Genomic DNA, 16,315 nt, shown 5'->3' on the forward strand with positions numbered 1-16,315 from the left:
GTCGCCACCCGCGGGACGCGCACCGCGGCGGGTCATGGCAGACGACGCCGCAGGGCGCGCCTCGCTCGCGCCGCGCTTCGGCAAGCAGGCGGACGGCGTCACCGTCCCGCTGTCGCCGGCGACCCGAGGGCGATGGGACGCGGGGGCCGCCCCCTGCACCATGTTGCTAGGAAGCGGGCCACCGACGCGCTAGATGTCCCGCCGCCGTGATCGCCGAAGCGCTCGCCCCGAGCCCGCCGCGCTCGCACCCGCCACGGCTGCGCGTCGCGCGGCTACCTCCCAGCACGCCGGTCAACCCGTACCAGACGCTGCTCTATCGCCATCTTCGCGAGGAGGGCGTGGAGCTCGCCGGCGACGCGCGCCTGGAGCTGCCCTGGCTGCTCCAGAACCGCGGGCGGGTCGACGTGCTGCACTTCCACTGGCGCTTCGATCGTCTGATCGACCGTCGCGCGCAGGGCGATTTGGGGGGCGGGCGCATGGGGAGCGGACGGCGGGAGGCGCTCGTCGGCGCCCTGCGAGTGGCGCAGAGGCTCGCGCTCGCGCGCCTGCTCGGCTACCGCATCGCGTGGACGATCCACGACGTCGCCAACGTCGGGCCCGACGGACCGCTCTTCGAGCGGAGCCGCCGCACGTCCCGGTGCGGCTGCGGGCGCCGGCGGCGGTGGGCGCGGGAAGGCGGGCGTCGCATGCGGGGTCGGGCACGCGGTGAGGAGGGAATGCGAAAGGAGGCCGCGTCTCGCGCGCCGCGACGACCTGGGCTAGTGCTCGACCAAGTCGTGCCGCGTCCCGTCGCCTTCGCCGCCCCCGAGTACCAGCCCGACGGCAGCATCGCTCCCGCCCGCTACGCGTTCGCGGGCAGCAGCGCCGACGGCTGGACCATCACCCGCGAGGGCCGCGAGCACCTGCGCCTCGGTCCCGGCTATCGCCTGCTCGAGACCAGCCACTGCGGCATCTGTGCGACGGACCTCGCGCGCCGCCACCTGCCGTTCCCGCTGCCGCAGATCACGGGCCACGAGGCCGTGGCGCGCGACGAGGGCGGGCAGACGGTCGTGGTCGAGATCAACGCCTCGCATGCCGCGCGCGGGCTGCCGCACGACGCCTGGTGCGCGCACTGCCGTGCCGGCATGCCGAGCCACTGCCCCGACCGGCTGGTGCTCGGCATCCACGATCTGCCGGGCGGCTTCTCGCCCTGGATGCTGGCGCCGGTCGACGCGATCCTGCCGGTGCCGGCCGCGCTCTCGCCGCGCACGACGACGCTGGTCGAGCCGTTCGCGGCGGCGCTGCACGCCGTGCACCGGATCGGGCCGCGGGCGCGCGAGCGCATCGCCGTGCTCGGGCCGGGGCGGCTCGGCTCGCTCGTGGTCGCGGCGCTCGCGGCGTGGCGGCGCCGCGCCCGCGCGCCGATCGGCATCGTCGCCGTGGGGCGCCGTTCCGAGGCGCTGGCGCGCGCGCGTGCTCTCGGCGCCGACGAGACGCTCGACGTCGCCGGGCTCGGCGATGCGACGGGGATCGCCGACGTCGTCGTCGAGACCACCGGCAGCCCCGACGGCCTGGCGCTGGCGCTGCGCCTCGCGACGCGCGCCGTGCACGTGAAGTCGACCACCGGTCAGCCGTCGCTCGGCCTGCGACATCTCACCGAGCTGGTCGTCGACGAGGTCGGCCTCCTGCCGTGGCGTCCGGGCGAGCCGCTGCCCCCGGGCGCGACGTCGGCCGCGGTGCACGTGCGCGCCTGCCGCCGTGCGCGGCGCGCTCGTCGCGGCGGGCCTGCGGGTCGTCGATCCGGCGCGGCGCGCGCGCTGCCGCTCGGCGGTGCCGACCTCGCCGTCGCCGCCGACGCCGCCGAGGCCGACGCGATGCTGCGCCCCGAGCCCGGCGTCGAGCGCGGCGCCGTGCGCGCCCGCGGCACGATCCTGTGCGACGGCGACGGCGACGATCTCGTCGGCACGCTGGCGCGGCGGCGGGTCGAGCTCGGCAGCTCGCGCTGCGGCGACTTCCGCGCCGCGCTCGATCTGCTCGTCGACCCCTCCCTCGCCGAGCCGCTCGGCGCGCGTCTGGTCGGCGACGTCGTGCCGGCCGAGCGGCTCGCCGACGGCTTCGCGCGCGCCGCGGCGCCGGGGGCGGGCAAGGTGCTGGTCGCGCATCCGGGGACCGCACTGGGGGCCGCGCTGGGGGCGCGCGGGTGAGCCGGCGCGGCGCGGCGGAGCTGCCGACGACGCTCGGCCCGCCGCTGCGACGCCGCGAGGGCCGCTGGGCCATCGACCTCACCGACCTGCCGCTGTTCCACGGCCTCTCGGTGCTCTCGCGGGCGCTCGGCGAGCGCGTGGTCGAGGACTGCGCCGGCGACCGCGTCGCGATCGACTTCGAGCGGCGGCTGAAGGCGAGCGAGAACCCCGAGCTGGCGGCGCTCGGCTGCGCCGGCGTCGCGGTGCACGCCGAGCGCGAGGTGCTGGCCCACGTCCCCGACGACGTCGAGGGCTTCCAGCACCACCTGCGCGCGGTCCTGGGCTCGCTGCAGCAGGCGCGCTGGCGCCGCCACCTCTTCCCCGAGGCGGCGGGCGCGACGCCGCGGGCGCTCGTCTTCACCGTGCTCGCCGGCGCCGGGTTCGCGTACCGCTTCGTGCTCGACCGCGTGCCGGCGCCGCGCGCCGGCCGCTTCTGGCTGCGCCTGACGATCGAGAATCCGCGCGGCCGGCGGCTCGATCTGGCGACGCTGCCGCACGCCGTGGTCGACGATCTCGACGAGCGCGAGTACATCGCCGGCTCGACGCGCATCGCGCAGACCCTGCGCGACATGGTCCAGCGCGAGGCCGACCGCGGCCGCCGCGTCCACCTCGAGCGGCGCAAGCGCGGCTCCTTCGTCTTCGGCCAGCTCGACCGCGCCGGCCTCGGCACGCTCGAGCTCGTGCAGCTCGCCTGGAGCGAGCGCATCGCCGCCTGGCTCGCGGCGACGGAGCCGAAGCGGCTCGACGACCTCCTGAAACGCGTGCTGCTGCTGCTCGAGGACCGCACCGTGCGGCGGCTGCTCGCCGGCGGCGAGACGGTGGCGCTCGCCGACGGCGACGTCGCCGCCTACGTCGACACCAGCCAGCAGCAGCGCGTCCTGAACCTCGCCTTCGAGCAGCCGCGCCGCCGCGCGACCGTCGACGGCTATCTCGCCCGCATGCCGGCGCTCGGCGCCGTCGTCGCCCGGCGGCGCGCGGCGCGCCCGCTCGCCGACCTCTCGCTGGTGCTGATCCACCACATCACCTCGGAGACGCTGGGCCTCGTCGCCGCGCTGCGCGCGCTCGGCTGCGACGACCTGGCGATCCTCTTCGTGCGCTACGCCGGCGAGGTGCCGAACGAGTACCTCGACGCCGTGCTCGCCCTCGAGCCCGGCGTGCGCAGCTGGACGCTCCAGCACGTGCAGGAGGCGGGCGGCGTCGAGGGCCGCTTCGTGCCGAGCCAGCAGCTCTCGGCGCTGGACCCGCTCGCCAGCGTGGCCGAGCGGCTGCACGCGCGGCCGCGCCGCTACCTCGAGAGCATGGTCGACCTCGCGGTGGGCATCTTCGTGCGCGCGCTCGAGGGCGAGCGGCGCGTGCTGGTGCTCGAGGACGGCGGCTATCTCCTGCCGGTGCTGACGCGCGCCGCGCACGCAGGCGACACCGTCGGCGCGCTCGCGGCGGCCCATGGGGTGGCGCCGGTGGCCGCGGGCCTCGCGCGACGGTCGCTCGGCGCGGTGCTGGCGGAGCGGCTGGTCGGCTCGGTGGAGCACACGCGCAACGGCTTCGAGCGCCTCGCCGCGGCGGAGCGCGAGGCCGGCGGGCTCGTGCGGCCGGCGTACTCGATCGCGCTGTCGACGCTCAAGCGGACCGAGGAGGCGGGCGAGGTGGCGGCGGGCGTGCTCGCGGCGATCGAGGCGGTGCTGCACGCGCGCGGGCAGGTGCTGTCGCAGCGCCGCGTCCTCGTCCTCGGCTCGCGCGGCGCCATCGGCAGCCGCCTTGTGCGCGCGCTCGGCGGCCGCGTCGCGGGCGACGTGCTCGGCGTCGATCTGCGCGCACGGGGCGTGCGCGAGGCGACGACCTGGCGCGGGCTGCCGGCGGCGGCGCGCCGCGCGGTCGACCTCGTCGTCGGCGTCACGGGCGCCTCGGTGCTGGGCGAGGCGGAGATCGCGGAGCTCGTGCGGCAGGGCCGTGCGTCGACGATCTACTTCGCCAGCGGATCGACGAAGACCGTCGAGTTCGCCGACGTGGCGCGCTGGGTGGAGCGCATGGCGGCGTCGAAGGCGCGCCTCGACGGGCGGACGGTCGCGGTGCACGGCGAGGAGGTCGTCGACCCGCAGAGCGGCCGCGTCTACGGGTCCGCCTTCACGCTCGCGCTCGGCCGCGGGCCGCGCCGTCGCACGACCACGCTCGTCTTCATCGCCAACCTGACGCCGGTGAACTTCCTCTTCTACGGCGTGCCGACCGAGGCGATGGACGCGGTGATGGCGCAGCTCCTGCGCGCGACGGTCGCGCTCCTGCGCGACGTCGCCGGGGCGCGGCCGCCGGCGCCGCGGCTGTACGCGATCGACCGCGAGCTGGCCGACCGCGCCTGAGGGGCGACTATGCGCGTTGCACGCGCAGCCGGCTTGTCCGCGGCAGGGGCGGCGGCGCCGCCCGCACGGCCGCCTCGAGCGCGTCGAGCGGGCGCTGGAGCGCGGCGGCGATCTCGATGCGGGTGGCATGGCGTGCCGGCGTGTCGGCGTCGCCGGTCGGCCGCGGCGCCGGCGCCGGCTCGGCGCGGCCGCTGAGCGCGACCGCCGCGGCCGCGAGCCGCGACGCGATCGGCCAGCCCGGGTCGTCGAGCGTGCCGCCGCCGGGATGCCGCGCCAGCGCGAGCGTGCCGAGGAGCACCTGCTGCGCCGCCACCGCGACGTCGTGCAGGGCCACGCGCTCGTCGGCGTGGAGGGCGCTGCCGGGCTCGGCGGCCGCCGCGGTGTGCAGGCGCAGCGCGTCGGCGAGACCGTCCTGGGCGGCGCGGCCGTGGCCTGCGGCCTCGAGACGCGACTTGCGCGCCAGCGCCGCCATGTGACGCAACGTCTGGATCAGGGTGTCGCGCGCCTCGGGCAGCGCGTGCGCCGGCCAGAGCAGCCGGTCGAGCAGCGCCATCACCACGATGCCGACGAGGATGCCGACGACGCGGTCGCGCCCCGGCACCAGGTTCGTCGTCGGGCCGAGCACGTCGAACGCGATCATCGCGTAGGCCATCGCGACCTGGATGCCGGCGTACGAGATGTTCGGGCTGCCGACGACGATGTACGCCGCGATCGCGAGGGCCGGTGCGGCGACGAGGAGGAGGCCGGCGATGCTGTCGAGCCACGGCATCGCGAGGAGGAGCGTCGCGAAGCCGAGGATGGCGCCCAGCGCCGCCCCCGCGATGCGCAGGAGCGCTTTGTCGCGCGCCGCCGCCCAGGTGGGTTGCGCCACGATGACACAGGTCACGATGCAGGTCGCGATCCCCTGCCAGGCGAGGCCGTGGACCAGCAGCGTGCACAGCGTCGCGCCGAGCGCCGCCTTGATGGCGAGGTGCATCGCGGGGAGGTTGTCGAGGCGGCAGGCGGCGGTGAAGAGCGGGGGCGGCGGCAGGCTCGGCGAGGGGTCGACGATGGCGGCGTGCAGCTGTGCGGTTGCGGTGTTGCTCTGCTCGAGCGCGCCGGCGACGTCCATCAGTGCGGCGCGCCAGAGCGGTGGGACGTCGGGCGGCAGCGGGTCGCGCTCGGGCGGCGGCAGCGGCGGCACGCGCTGGGCGACGGCGTCGGCGAGGGCGGCCGCGTGCGCGGCGAGCACGGCGAGGTCGCGCCGGGCGTTCGGTGCGGGGGTGCTGCGCGCCAGCTTTGCGATCCAGGTGGTCGCGGTGGCGGCGCGATCGGCGGCGGTGACGAGCGCCAGCAGCGCGGCGTGACGCCGGCGCACCGAGGGATGCGTCGCCTCCGTGCTGGCGAGGAGGTCGGTGTGGCCGCCGGGGCCGGTCTCGAGCTGCGCCGACGGTGCGCCGTCGGCACCTCGGGCGAGCCGGTCGAGCGCCTCGGCGACCTGCCGCAGCCGCGTCGCGAGGCCGTCGCGCAGGAGGTCCTGGGGGTCGGTGGGCCACAGGAGCAGCTGCGCCGCCATGCCGATCGCGACCCCGACGCTGACGATGAGGATGCGCCACAGGACCTCGGTGACCATGATCCCCGGCGCGGCGCCGCCCGGCAGGAAGATGGCGAAGGTGATGCCCGAGAGGAGGAAGGTGTAGGGCGCGCTCGTCGTCCGCGAGAAGAACATGGCGGCCCAGACGCCGAGCCAGAGCAGCGGCAGGATGAACCACGGATGGTCGGCGAACGCCGCCGACGCGATCGCGAGGCTGCCGCCCGCGATGGTGCCGACGACGCGCTGCCCGGCCTTGCGCAGGCTGGCGCCGGCGTCGGTGAGGCTCACCGTGAACAGGGTGATGATGACCCAGTGCCCGAAGGGCATCTGGAACGCGTTGATGACGAAGGTCGCGACCAGCGCGCCGCAGAGGACGCGCAGCGCCGCCCACGTGCGCTCGGGCGTCGGCGTCAGCTCGCGGCGCAGGAACTCCCACACGGTCAGTCGCCGCGGATCGTGACCACCGCCGTCGCGCCCATGCGGAAGGGACGCTCCGGGTCGCTCTCGGTGAGCCGGATGCGTACCGGGAAGCGGCGGGCGAGGCGGACCCAGTTGAGCGTCGGCTCGACCAGCGGGAGCACGGTCTCCGAGTCGCCGTCGGTGTCGCGGACCGCCCAGCCGATGCCGTCGACGACGGCGGCGAAGCGGCGGCCGGGATAGCTCATCAGCGTCACCGCCGCGGCCATGCCGGGGCGGATCGCGTGCAGGTCGGTCTCGCGGAAGTTGGCGACCACCCACCACGTGCGCCCGTCGACGAGCGCGAACACCGGCTGGCCCTGGCGCGCGTACTCGCCGACGCTGATGTTGAGGTTCGTCACCCAGCCGTCGAAGGGCGCGGCGACGCGGCAGTACGCGACGTCCAGCTCGGCGCTCTTGAGCGCCGCCTCGGCGGCCTCGCGCCGGGCGTTCAGCCCGCCGACGTCGGCGAGGAGCTTGACGGCGCGCTCGCGCTCGGCCCGGGCCTGGGACACGGCGGCCGTCGCGGCGCGGTGCTTCGCGCGGGCGTCGGCGACGCGGTCGGCGGTGACGAAGTCGCGCTTCAGGAGCGGCTCGACGCGGCCGAGATAGTCGCTGGCGTAGTCGGCGTCGGCCTCGCGGCGCGCGAGCTCGGCTTCGGCTGCGCTGAGCGCGGCGCGCTGCGCTTCGAGATCGGCCTGCACGAGGTCCAGCTCGGCGCGCGCGGCCTCGAGCCGGGCCTCGTAGGGGCGCGGGTCGACGACGAAGAGCAGCTCGCCCTGGCGCACCGGCTGGTTGTCGACGAGCGGCAGCTCGACGATCGGCCCGCTCACGTGCGGCGCGATGCCGATCACGTTGGCGCGCACGAAGGCGTCGTCGGTGCGCGGGTGGCGGGTGCTGAGGACGTAGACCCGGAGCGAGGTCGCGGCGGCCGCGACCACGATCACGAGGCTCAGGATGCGACCGAGCTGGCGGCGGCCCGCGTCCTCCACCCGTTCAGCTCCGGTACAGCACGAGCCACGCCAGCATCGTGCAGAGGATCGCCAGGCTCGGGTAGACGAGCAGCGGGGGCGTGAGATAGGCGTCCAGCCCGGCGGTCACGAGGAGACGGTAGGCGATTGCGGTGAGGATGCCGCCCACGACGAGCGATATCAGCCACGCCGGGAAGAAGGAGCCTTCGACGTCCAGCAGCGGCGTGCAGGACGCCGCGCCCACGACCAGGACGAGGGCGAGGGGCAGGACGGACGTCCAGCGCGGCATCGCGGGCTCCTCTAGCCTGCCGTCGCGCGCTCGGAAAGGGCGCGCGGTCGTGGCGGCGGCGATGCTGGTCGCGAGCGGCGGCTGCAGCGCGCTCGATCGCACCGCGGCGCTCGATCCCGAGACGCTCGCGCCGCCGTCGGCGGCGTCGAGCTGGACGCCGCCGACGGCGCTCGCCGTGGCGACGCCCGCGGTCGCGGCGCCGGTGCCGGCCGACGCCGACCCGACGCGGGTCTGGGACCTGCCCGCGCTGATCGACCTCGGGCTCGCGAGCAGCCCCGACACGCGCGCGGCGTGGCAGCGTACCCGGGCCGCGGCGGCGGCGTTCGGCACCGCGCAGGCCGCCTGGCTGCCGGTGCTGGCGCTGACCGGGCGGGGCGGCTGGTCGCAGGCGCTCTACCCGGCGCCGACCGGCCTCGAGATCGCACGCGTCGCCGAGCTGACGCCGCGTGCGGAGCTCAGCTGGCTGCTCGTCGACTTCGGCCGCCGCGACGCCGAGCGCGAGCGCGCGCGGCAGGAGCTCGCCGCCGCGGGCTACACGTTCACGCGCGAGCAGCAGGCGGTGGCGTACGCGGTGCAGCGGGCGTTCTACGTGCTCGCGGCGCGGCGGGCGGCGATCGGGGCGGCCGAGGCGGCGTCGACCTCGGCCAACGCGACCTACGAGCAGACGCTCGCGCTGCACGAGCGGGGTCTCGCCACCCGGCCGGACGTCCTGCTTGCGTACCAGGACCAGGCGCGCGCCGCCTTCGACCTCGAGGACGCGCGCGGCCGTGCCGACGACGCCTGGGCCGACCTCGCCACCGCCCTCGGCATCCCGCCGACGACGCGGCTCCAGGTGGTGCCGCTCGACCAGATCCCACTGCCGTCGGCGTTGCCCGAGGCGGTCGACGCGGTGATCGACGCCGCCCTGGCGCAGCGGCCGGACCTCGTCGCGCGGCTGGCGACGGTGCGCGCGCGCGCCGCCGACCTCGCCCGGGCCGAGGCCGACTACTGGCCGCGCGTCGGCGTCACCGGCTCGGTGGGCGGCATGATCCAGAGCTTCCGCGCCGGCCCGCCGTTCAAGCGCACGTACCACGAGCAGGATCCGATGTACGGCGCCTTCCTCGGCGTCGAGTGGAAGCTCTTCGAGGGCTTCGCGCGTGACAACGCCGTGCGCGAGGCGCGGGCACAGGTCGGCGTGGCCGAGGCCGACCTCGACGCCCGGGCGCTGTCGGCCATGCGTGAGGTCTGGACGGCGTACGTCGACGTCCGCACCGCGCTGCGCAAGCTCGGCTTCGCCGAGGCGCTCCTCGCAGCGTCGCGGAACGCCTACGACGCGACCCGCGAGTCGTATCGCCAGGGGCTCGGCACCCTGATCGACCTGCTCGCCGCCGAGCGCGACCTCGACCGCAGCCGCGTGGTGCAGATCGAGACCCGCACCGAGGTCCTCATGGCGGCGGCGGCGCTGACCTTCGCGACCGGGAACGCACCGTGAGCCGCCGAAAGGAATCGTCCCTGCCGGGGATGGATTCCGGCCCCCGCGCGGGCGTATGTCCCGTCGCACCATGTGCTCCTCTCATCGGCGGCGCGGAATCGTCGCGGTCGTCGTCGCGTGCACCCTGGCCCTCGGGGCCGGCCGCGCCACGGCCCAGACGTGCAACCTCAACCCGAGCGGCCCGGACCAGCTGATCCTCACCGTTCCCGGCGGCTCGGGGACGGACTTCGACCTCGGCTGGACGGGCGACTACCACGACATCGAGGTGCCGCGCGGCGCGCAGTTCAACCTGTGTCTGAACGACTGCGACGACGAGGTCTCCCCGGAGTGCACGGTGCAGGGCTACGCCGGCGGGCAGAGCGCCGTCGGGCGCAGCTTCGCGCCGCCCATCCCGATCGTCATCGGCGACTTCGCCGGCTGCGTGGTCACGACCTTCCAGGAGCCGTTCGCGAGCGGTACCGCCAACTTCGCGACCGGCGCGATCGACGTCGTCGCCAACATCCGGGGCAGCGTCTACAGCACGCTGAAGACGGCCGTGTGCCCGCAGTGCTCCGGCAGCGTCGTCGGGGCCGGCGGCACCTGCGTCGGCGGCGCGCGCAACGGCCAGGCGTGCGTCACGCACGACGTCGTCGCGGTCGAGAAGGCCGTCGGCGACACCGAGTATCAGGTGTCGCGCGACTGCCTGCCGACCGGCTCGCCGATCGACGTCGCCTTCCCGGTCGCGGTCTCGACCGGCACGGTGACCCTGGCGTCGACGTGTCCCGGCCAGACCAAGGCCAACGACTGCGGCGCGGGGACGTGTACGGCGAGTTGCACGGGCGGCGCCGGCGCCGGCATCAGCCAGCGCTGCTGCTCCAACAACACCACCAGGCGGTGCTTCCCGGTGCCGCTGTCGCGCAGCGGTGCCGACGAGGCGCCGTCGCCGGGCACGTCGTGGCCGAAGTTCGAGGAGGCCACGCTGGCGGCGGCCTTCTGCGCGCCGGGCGCGCCGGGCGGCGCGGGGCTGGTGGTGAACCTTGCGGCCGGCCTGCCGGGCCCGGCCACCTTCATCCTTCCCGTCGAGGCCGATTGGCTGCTCGACCCGAGCCCGGTCGCGACCACCACCACGACCACGCTCGGTCCCGGTGCGACGACCACGACCACGCTGCCGCCCGGCGGCTGCACCGTCGACGCCGACTGTGCCGACACCGACCCGTGCACCACGGACGCCTGCGCGGCAGGCGCCTGCAGCAACACGCGCCTCACCGGCGCGCAGGGCGCAGCCTGCGTGATCGGCGACCTCGACCCGGCGAAGATCTGCCCGGCGATCGATGCCACCCTCGCGCGGCAGATGGCGGCGGCGCTCGCGAAGGCGCGGCAGGCCGCCGCGGCCGCCGACGGCGCCCCGGCGAAGAAGGTGAAGAAGCAGCGGGGCAAGGCCAAGAAGGCGCTGAAGGCGGCCCTCGCGAAGGTGAAGAAGGCCGACCGGAAGGACAAGATCGACGACGCCTGCTCGGCCGGCCTCCAGGCGGCGATCGCGGCGCTCCAGCAGGCGGTGGGCGCGATCTGACCCGATGGCTGAGCCCGCGGGTCCGAACCCGCGGGCTCAGCCCGACAGCAGGCCCCAGGTCAGCGCCGCCAGCACGACCAGCGTGACGCCGACGTAGAGACGATCGCGCTGGAGCGCGAAGGTGACGACCGAAGCCGCCACCCGCGCGATCGGCGTCGCCACCAGGAGGAGGACGCCGAGCTGGACGATGGCTTCGGCCCGCCCGGCCAGCGCGCCAGCGACGACGCTGCCCACCTGCCGCAGGCCTGCCGGCTCGCCATGGAAGGTGGCGTCTTCGACCGGCACGCCGTGGTCGCCGAGCAGGCGCAGGACCATGCCGGCGAGCGTCACCGCGCCGGCGAGGAGGACGCCGCCGCGCAGCAGCGTGCCGAGGAGCTGCTCGAAGCGATCGTCAGAGGTCACGGAAGTTCCCCGCGACGCCGTGCCAGATCATCTCGGCCCCGAGCGCGAGCAGCACGGCGGTGAACACCCGGCGCAGCATGGTCACGTCGGCGGCGCCGAGCAGGCGGGCGCCGAGCATGGCGCCGACCATGACGCCGAGCAGGACCGGGGCGGCGAGGTCGGGATCGACGTAGCCGCGATGGAGATAGACGCCGGCGCTCGCCGCCGCGGTGACGCCGATCATGAAGTTGCTCGTCGTGGTCGACACCTTGAACGGCAGGCGCATGGCCCGGTCCATGGCCAGCACCTTGAGCGCGCCCGAGCCGATGCCGAGCAACCCGGAGAGCGCGCCGGCGACGAACATGATCGCCCAGCCGAGCGGGACGTGCGTGACGTGGTAGGCGACGGTGCCGGCGGCGCCGGGGTAGGTGCCGTCGAGCCGCAGGCGCACCGCGAGCGGGTCGGCGGGCACCGTGGCCGTCTCGTTCTCGGTGTGGCGTCCGGCGATCGCCGACCACAGGAGGACGACGCCGAAGATGACCGCGACGCCGGACGCCGGCACCACCGTGGCGAGGGCCGCGCCGGTGAGCGCGCCGAAGGTGGTGGCGACCTCGAGGAACATGCCGACGCGCAGGTTCGACCAGCCCTCGCGCACGTACGCTGCGGCCGACGCGGACGACGTCGCGATGACGGCGATCAGCGAGGCGCCGATGGCGTAGCGCAGGTCGACGCCGAGCACGATCGTCAGCACCGGCACCAGCACGACGCCGCCCCCGAGGCCGGTGAGCGCGCCGACGAAGCCGGCGGCCACCGCGCCCGCGCCGATGAGCGCGGTGGACTCGCCGAGCGTCACGCCGTCAGTACCACGGGCCCCAGGGGCCCCAGAGCCCCCAGTTCATGGCGGCGTCCTCTTCCGCCTCGGCGGCCTCCATGTTCTCGTCGGCGATCCGCTGGCCGATCGCGAGGCGCTTGAACTCGGCGTACTCCTTCGCGCCGCCGACCATGAGGCACTGGCACTCGTAGGGGTCGGCCCAGGTGTAGATGAGCTTGTCGCCGTCGGTCTGCCGCATCATCTTGAGCGGCGGCATGGCGGCGAGCTCCTGCGCGCGGGCGGGGGAGTCGGCCGGCTTGATCTGGAAGCCGGCGGCGGTGAGGAGGTCGTCGGTGCCCTGCGCCTCCTGGCGCTGGATGGCGGCACAGCCGGCGAGCGCGCTCGCGAGCACGAGGCCGGCGAGCAGTCCTGCGATCGGGGTTCTTCCCATGCGTGGGGTTTGGCAAATCGCCGCGGCGTTGCCAATCGCGGCGACACGCAGCGTCGTTGCCGGCGGACGGCACCTCGGCTAGCCAGACGCGCCATGCGCCTCCACGACGTCCTCGACTACCTCGCCCGCGAGCGTCCCGACGAGACGCTCGTCGCCCACGCTGGCCGCACCCTGACGCGCGCCGGGACCGTCGCCCTCGCCAACCGGATCGCGCAGGCTCTCGTCGCGGCGGGCCTGCGTCCGGGCCGCCGCTTCGCGTTCCTCGCCAAGAACTGCCTCGAGTATCCGGCGGTGTTCTTCGGCGGCGCCAAGTCGGGCGCCGTACCGGTGCCGCTCAACTACCGGCTGGCGCCGCCGGAGTGGGAGTACATCATCGGCGACGCCGAGTCGGAGCTGGTGATCGCGCGCGGCGAGTACGTCGCGGCGCTCGATCCGCTGCGTGCCGCGCTGCCGCGCGTGCGCCGCTGGATCGCGCTCGACGCCCCGGTGCCGGACGGCTGGGAGCCGTGGGACGCCTGGATCACGGCGCAGCCGGCGACGACGCCCGACGTCGACGTCACGCCCGACCACGATCTGTACCAGATGTACACCAGCGGCACGACGGGACGGCCGAAGGGCGCGGTGCTCACGCATCGCGCCGTGCTCGCGCAGCTCTTCCAGATCGGCTTCGCGATGAGCGGTCCGCTCGGCGAGCGCGTGCTGATCGTCGCGCCGATGTACCATGCGGCCGCCGCGGTGACGGCGCTCCATACCATCGTGGCGCAGGGCTCGCTCGTCGTGCACGAGGACTTCGATCCCGCCGCCGTCGTGCGCGCGCTCAGCGAGGAGGGCATCCATCGCACGACGCTGGTGCCGGCGATGATCCAGGCGTGCCTCGTCATGGTCCCCGACGTCGCCGCGCGGCGCTACGAGCACCTGCGCCAGATCACCTACGGCGCCTCGCCGATCGCCGAGCAGGTGCTGCGCCGTGCGATCGAGGTCTTCGGCTGCGAGTTCAATCAGGGCTACGGCATGACCGAGACGACGGCGGTGCTGACGTACCTCACCGCCGACGACCATCGTCGCGCGCTCGCCGGACGCCCCGAGCTGCTGCTGGCCGCCGGCCGCGCCATCGTCGGCACCGAGCTGCGCATCGTCGACGGCGACGACCGCCCCGTCCCCCTCGGCACCGTCGGCGAGATCTGCGCGCGCGGCCCGCAGCTCTTCCGCGCCTACTGGAACCTGCCCGAGGCGAGCTTGCAGGCGCTGCGCGGCGGTTGGATGCACACCGGCGACGCCGGCCGCATGGACGCCGACGGCTACGTCTTCATCCAGGACCGGGTGAAGGACATGATCGTCTCCGGCGGCGAGAACATCTACCCGCGCGAGGTCGAGGAGGTGCTCTTCCAGCACCCCGCCGTCGCCGACGCCGCCGTCATCGGCATCCCCGACGAGACCTTCGGCGAAGCGGTGAAGGCCGTCGTCGTGCTGCGCGCCGGCGAGGACGCGACCGCCGAGGCGATCATGGAATTCTGCCGCGGCCGCCTCGGCGGCTACAAGCGCCCGCGCTCGGTCGACTTCCTGCCGGCGCTGCCGCGCAACCCGAGCGGCAAGGTGCTGAAGCGCGAGCTGCGCGAGCCGTACTGGCGCGGGCACGACCGGCGCGTGGGGTAGGTCCGTGCGTTGAAGCTCGCCGGGCGGAGGCGATACACCCACCCGGTGGATCCGCTGCTGCTCGCGAGTACCTCGGTCTCGGAAGCGCTGGTCCACGACCTCCGCCGCGACAATCCCTGGTGGCTGGGGCAGCCGCCGCGCCCGCTTCCGCCGGTTCAGCGCGATCTCGTCGCGATGATCCGCAAGCGCCTGCGGCAGCAGCTCGCGCCCATCATCGTGGTGCGCGGGCCTCGGCAGGTAGGCAAGACGACGGCACAGCTCCAGGTGATGAAGCGCTCCTCGGCGCGGGCGTGGAGCCGCGACGGATATTCCGTGTCCAGTGCGACGATCTTCCCGAGCTGGTGCGGCTCCGGGAGCCCGTGCTGCGACTGATCGACTGGTACGAGGCGACCGTGCTGGGCGAGACGCTGAACGCCGCGGCGCACGCGGGGCGTCCCGCCTACCTCTTCCTGGACGAAGTGCAGAACCTGCGCGATTGGGACGTGCAGCTGAAGCACCTGGTCGATTCGTCCGCGTTGCAGGCGGTCGTCACCGGCAGCTCGGCACTCCGTATCGAGCGCGGTCGCGATAGTCTCGCCGGGCGCATCAATACGGTCGAGGTCGGCACGCTGTCGCTCCGCGAGGTCGCGGCCATCCGCGGCTTCGGCACGCTCGAGACTCCCTTGGGGGACGATGGTCTCGAAGCGCTGCTGCGCAAGGAGTTCTGGCTGGATCTGGTCGCATCCGGCCGTCGCCAGGCGGCGGTGTGTGACGTGGCGTTTGCCGCCTTCGCCGATCGCGGCGGGTATCCGCTGGTTCACGCGAGGGCCGACGTCCCGTGGCCGGACGTCGCCGATCAGCTCAATGAGACCGTGATCCGGCGCGTGATCCGGCACGATCTCGGGATCGGTGACCGGGGTCGCAAGCGCGACCCCGCGCTGCTGGAAGAGCTCTTCCGGCTCGCGTGTCGCTACGCGGGGCAAGCGCCCACGCTCGAGCTCTTCGCCCGCGAGGCGCACCGCGCGTTGCAGGCGAACGTCGGCGTCCAGCGCGTGCGCCACGACATGGACTTCCTCGATGCGACCCTGCTGCTGCGGCTCGTCCCGCCGCTCGAGATCGGGCTCAAGAAGCGGCGGGGTGCTGCGACCATCTGTCTCGCCGACCATGGGCTGCGCGCGAGCTGGCTCCAGGAGGTCGTGCCCCTGACGGTGGCGGGCCTGGCCAAGCACCCCCTCCTCGCGGACCTCGCGGGGCACATCGCGGAGAGCATTGCCGGGGCGTGCCTGTCGACGATCGGCGGCTCGACCTGGCGCACTTCCCCGAGCGCGAAACCGAGCCCGAGGTCGATTTCGTGCTCACCGTGGGCGCGACGCGGATTCCGCTCGAGGTGAAGTATCGCCGTCGTGTCGATGCGATGCGCGACGCCGAAGGGTTACGCAGCTTTCTCGAGCGGACGGCCTACAACGCACCGTTCGGCCTTCTCGTCACGCAGGCCGATGGTATCGTCGTCGACGACCCGCGCATCGTCGCGTTGCCGCTCAGCACGCTGCTCAGCCTGCGCTAGCGTCGGCGCCCGCCCGTTTCCGCACCGCGCGCGCCGCGGACATGAACGACTCGCGCGTCGCCTGGGAGACGGCCCCCGCCGACAGCCCCTTGCCCTGCTTCGAGAGGAACTTGCTGCGTACGAGGCAGCGCGTGTCGTCGGGCGACTTCTCGAGCTGGTAGAAGCCGTCGTTGTAGGTGAGGTCGCTCGACAGGGTGCGGAAGTCGATGCGCAGCTTCTCGGGGTCGAAGGTCCATTCGACCTTGGCGCTGGTCTGGCGGCCGATCACGCGCTGGGCGATCTGTACGGTCTTCGAGCTGGTGGTCGTCGCGACCACGGAGACGGAGTCGACGCCCGGGATGAAGGTCGGGTACTCCTCGACCGCGGCGAGCGCGTCGTAGATCTTCTGGCAGGGGGCGTCGAGCAGCGACCAGTACTCGAGCTCGACGAAGCCGTCCTTCTCGGCGGCCTGCTCGCGGTAGAGCAGGTTCTCGGGATCGGCCCAGTCGACCTTGCCGCTGCCGCAGCCGGCGAGCAGCAGCAGGAGTACCGCAGACGAGACGAAACGCGCGCACCGCATGGTCCCCACCTCCCTTGCGGACGAGTCGCGCCCGC

At 74.5% G+C, this 16,315-nt stretch carries 14 protein-coding genes; 7 read left to right on the forward strand and 7 right to left on the reverse strand.

Annotated elements, in window-relative coordinates:
• Positions 1–206: 206 nt before the first annotated feature.
• Both KIT14_07440 and KIT14_07445 read left to right on the forward strand, forming a co-directional pair.
• Entirely contained in the window at positions 207–2,183 is a 1,977-nt protein-coding gene (locus KIT14_07440; protein MCW5890371.1) for an alcohol dehydrogenase catalytic domain-containing protein, read from the forward strand.
• Positions 2,180–4,573 (forward strand): hypothetical protein, encoded by a 2,394-nt coding sequence (locus KIT14_07445; GenBank protein ID MCW5890372.1) that lies wholly within the window; start codon positions 2,180–2,182, stop codon positions 4,571–4,573. Before KIT14_07440 ends, KIT14_07445 begins: the two co-directional genes overlap by 4 nt.
• Positions 4,574–4,580: 7 nt before the next feature.
• Here KIT14_07445 and KIT14_07450 read toward each other — a convergent pair whose 3' ends face one another.
• The 3 genes from KIT14_07450 to KIT14_07460 are packed head-to-tail and all read right to left on the reverse strand — an operon-like array spanning position 4,581 to position 7,862.
• The gene (locus KIT14_07450) at positions 4,581–6,584 is read right to left on the reverse strand and encodes an FUSC family protein (protein MCW5890373.1); all 2,004 of its coding nucleotides are present in this window, start codon (positions 6,582–6,584) and stop codon (positions 4,581–4,583) included.
• Between the two features lie 2 nt (positions 6,585–6,586).
• The gene (locus KIT14_07455; GenBank protein ID MCW5890374.1) at positions 6,587–7,594 is read right to left on the reverse strand and encodes an HlyD family efflux transporter periplasmic adaptor subunit; all 1,008 of its coding nucleotides are present in this window, start codon (positions 7,592–7,594) and stop codon (positions 6,587–6,589) included.
• Between the two features lie 4 nt (positions 7,595–7,598).
• Positions 7,599–7,862, reverse strand: coding sequence for a hypothetical protein (locus KIT14_07460; GenBank protein ID MCW5890375.1), 264 nt, complete (start codon positions 7,860–7,862; stop codon positions 7,599–7,601).
• 49 nt (positions 7,863–7,911) lie between these two features.
• Between KIT14_07460 and KIT14_07465 the strand changes: the two genes are divergently transcribed.
• Together KIT14_07465 and KIT14_07470 are read left to right on the forward strand one after the other, a co-directional pair.
• Entirely contained in the window at positions 7,912–9,333 is a 1,422-nt protein-coding gene (locus KIT14_07465) for a TolC family protein (GenBank protein ID MCW5890376.1), read from the forward strand.
• Between the two features lie 70 nt (positions 9,334–9,403).
• Positions 9,404–10,882 carry a hypothetical protein gene (locus KIT14_07470; protein ID MCW5890377.1) on the forward strand — a complete coding sequence of 493 codons (1,479 nt, stop codon included), beginning with the start codon at positions 9,404–9,406 and terminating at the stop codon, positions 10,880–10,882.
• 36 nt (positions 10,883–10,918) lie between these two features.
• On the opposite strand, the gene KIT14_07475 is transcribed toward KIT14_07470, so the two are convergent.
• Genes KIT14_07475 through KIT14_07485 form a run of 3 tightly spaced genes read right to left on the reverse strand, consistent with a single transcriptional unit; the run spans position 10,919 to position 12,525 of the window.
• A complete protein-coding gene (locus tag KIT14_07475; protein ID MCW5890378.1) occupies positions 10,919–11,284 on the reverse strand; it encodes a DUF1634 domain-containing protein in 366 nt (121 codons plus the stop codon).
• Positions 11,274–12,116: a sulfite exporter TauE/SafE family protein gene (locus KIT14_07480; protein ID MCW5890379.1), complete on the reverse strand. Its 843-nt coding sequence runs from the start codon at positions 12,114–12,116 to the stop codon at positions 11,274–11,276. The genes KIT14_07475 and KIT14_07480 overlap by 11 nt, the downstream gene beginning before the upstream one ends.
• A 4-nt stretch (positions 12,117–12,120) precedes the next feature.
• A complete protein-coding gene (locus tag KIT14_07485; protein MCW5890380.1) occupies positions 12,121–12,525 on the reverse strand; it encodes a hypothetical protein in 405 nt (134 codons plus the stop codon).
• A gap of 93 nt (positions 12,526–12,618) precedes the next feature.
• Here KIT14_07485 and KIT14_07490 point away from each other — a divergent pair, with 93 nt between their 5' ends.
• From KIT14_07490 to KIT14_07500, 3 genes are all read left to right on the forward strand, one after another.
• Entirely contained in the window at positions 12,619–14,178 is a 1,560-nt protein-coding gene (locus KIT14_07490) for a long-chain-fatty-acid--CoA ligase (GenBank protein ID MCW5890381.1), read from the forward strand.
• Between the two features lie 119 nt (positions 14,179–14,297).
• Positions 14,298–15,548, forward strand: a complete 1,251-nt coding sequence (locus KIT14_07495; GenBank protein MCW5890382.1) for an ATP-binding protein — start codon at positions 14,298–14,300, stop codon at positions 15,546–15,548.
• Positions 15,509–15,721 carry a hypothetical protein gene (locus tag KIT14_07500; GenBank protein MCW5890383.1) on the forward strand — a complete coding sequence of 71 codons (213 nt, stop codon included), beginning with the start codon at positions 15,509–15,511 and terminating at the stop codon, positions 15,719–15,721. The genes KIT14_07495 and KIT14_07500 overlap by 40 nt, the downstream gene beginning before the upstream one ends.
• Here the strand turns inward: KIT14_07500 and KIT14_07505 are convergent.
• Complete coding sequence (locus tag KIT14_07505; GenBank protein MCW5890384.1) at positions 15,708–16,280, reverse strand: SRPBCC family protein; 573 nt, start codon at positions 16,278–16,280, stop codon at positions 15,708–15,710. The genes KIT14_07500 and KIT14_07505 overlap by 14 nt on opposite strands.
• Positions 16,281–16,315: the final 35 nt, after the last annotated feature.

The sequence above is a fragment of the bacterium genome (genome assembly GCA_026129405.1).
Taxonomy (GTDB): domain Bacteria; phylum Desulfobacterota; class Binatia; order DP-6; family DP-6; genus JAHCID01.

What these genes read in the sequence shown, in the direction of transcription:
- KIT14_07460 (MCW5890375.1), bottom strand. Translation starts at nt 7,862, where the DNA reads ATGCCGCGCTGGACGTCCGTCCTGCCCCTCGCCCTCGTCCTGGTCGTG.
- KIT14_07470 (MCW5890377.1), top strand. Translation starts at nt 9,404, where the DNA reads ATGTGCTCCTCTCATCGGCGGCGCGGAATCGTCGCGGTCGTCGTCGCG.
- KIT14_07485 (MCW5890380.1), bottom strand. Translation starts at nt 12,525, where the DNA reads ATGGGAAGAACCCCGATCGCAGGACTGCTCGCCGGCCTCGTGCTCGCG.
- KIT14_07490 (MCW5890381.1), top strand. Translation starts at nt 12,619, where the DNA reads ATGCGCCTCCACGACGTCCTCGACTACCTCGCCCGCGAGCGTCCCGAC.
- KIT14_07505 (MCW5890384.1), bottom strand. Translation starts at nt 16,280, where the DNA reads ATGCGGTGCGCGCGTTTCGTCTCGTCTGCGGTACTCCTGCTGCTGCTC.